The sequence below is a fragment of the Streptomyces sp. NPDC006265 genome (assembly GCF_040613555.1).
Taxonomy (GTDB): Bacteria; Actinomycetota; Actinomycetes; order Streptomycetales; family Streptomycetaceae; genus Streptomyces.
Genome location: NZ_JBEXSH010001382.1, coordinates 1 through 1,484 on the forward strand (window position 1 = coordinate 1; position 1,484 = coordinate 1,484).

A 1,484-nucleotide genomic window follows, 5' to 3' on the forward strand; every position below is an offset into this window, starting at 1 on the left:
GGGTCGACGCCTTCCTCACCGCGGACCTGCGCCACCACCCCGTCTCGGAGGCCCGCGCCCACAGCTCCCTCGCGCTGCTCGACGCGGCGCACTGGGCCACCGAGTGGCCCTGGTGCGAGCTGGCCGCGAGCCAGCTCGACGAGATCTCCGACCGGCACGGATGGGACCTGCGCGTCCACGTCTCGAAGACGGTCACCGACCCCTGGACCGCGCACGCGGCCTCGCCCCCTTCTGATCCCCTTGGAGCCCCGAACTGAACGCCGCGCCCGCCGACCAGATCCGACTCCTCGACGTCCAGGACCTCGACGTCCGTCTCCAGCAGCTCGCGCACAAGCGCAAGTCGCTGCCCGAGCACGCCGAGATCGAGTCGCTGACCAAGGACCTCACCCAGCTGCGCGACCTGCTCGTGGCCGCGCAGACCGAGGAGAGCGACACCGCCCGTGAGCAGACCAAGGCCGAGCAGGACGTGGACCAGGTGCGCCAGCGCTCCACCCGCGACCAGCAGCGCCTCGACTCGGGTGCCGTCACCTCCCCCAAGGACCTGGAGAACCTCCAGCGCGAGATCGCCTCCCTCGCCAAGCGGCAGGGTGATCTGGAGGACGTGGTGCTGGAGGTCATGGAGCGCCGCGAATCCGCGCAGGAGCGGGTCGCCGAGCTGACCGAGCGCGTCACCTCCGTCCAGTCGAAGATCGACGACGCGACCGCGCGCCGCGCCGCCGCCTTCGAGCAGATCGACGGCGAGGTCGCCACGGTCACCAAGGAGCGCGAGGTCGTCGCCGGTTCCATTCCGGCCGATCTGCTGAAGCTCTACGACAAGCTGCGCGGGCAGCAGGGCGGCGTCGGCGCGGCGAAGCTGTACGCGCGCAGCTGCCAGGGCTGCCGGCAGGAGCTCGCCATCACCGAGCTGGCCGAGATCCGCAAGGCGGCACCCGACACGGTGTTCCGCTGCGAGAACTGCCGCCGCATCCTGGTGCGCACGTCCGAGTCCGGTCTCTAGGCCTTCAAGGAGCCCTTCCGGTGCGGGAGTTCATCGTCGAGGCCGACGGCGGCTCGCGGGGCAACCCCGGGCCCGCCGGCTATGGGGCCGTCGTCAGCGACGCGGCGACGGGGGAGACCCTGCGGGAGGCCGCCGAGTACATCGGCGTCGCCACGAACAACGTCGCCGAGTACCGCGGCCTCCTCGCCGGACTGCGCGCCGCCCACGCGCTGGACCCGGCGGCGACGGTCCACGTCCGGATGGACTCCAAGCTCGTCGTCGAGCAGATGTCGGGCCGCTGGAAGATCAAGCACCCCGACATGAAGCCCCTGGCCGCGCAGGCGGCCCGGGTCTTCCCACCCGGGCGGGTCACGTACGAGTGGCTGCCGAGGGCGCAGAACAAACACGCGGACCGGCTGGCCAACGAGGCGATGGACGCGGGAGCCCGGGGCGAGCAGTGGTCGGAGGCGGAGTCCACGGCGGAACTGGACACGGCGGGTGAGGCTGC

The 1,484-nt window shown here is 71.9% G+C and carries 3 protein-coding genes; all 3 read left to right on the plus strand.

What is annotated here, in order from left to right:
• On the plus strand, positions 1–257 hold a 257-nt coding region (locus ABZ281_RS49090), incomplete at its 5' end, for a Nif3-like dinuclear metal center hexameric protein (protein ID WP_356665315.1).
• Positions 254–997 carry a C4-type zinc ribbon domain-containing protein gene (locus ABZ281_RS49095; RefSeq protein WP_356665319.1) on the plus strand — a complete coding sequence of 248 codons (744 nt, stop codon included), beginning with the start codon at positions 254–256 and terminating at the stop codon, positions 995–997. The genes ABZ281_RS49090 and ABZ281_RS49095, both read left to right, overlap by 4 nt.
• Before the next feature lie 20 nt (positions 998–1,017).
• Positions 1,018–1,484: reverse transcriptase-like protein (locus ABZ281_RS49100; protein WP_356665317.1), on the plus strand; the 467-nt coding region annotated here is incomplete at its 3' end.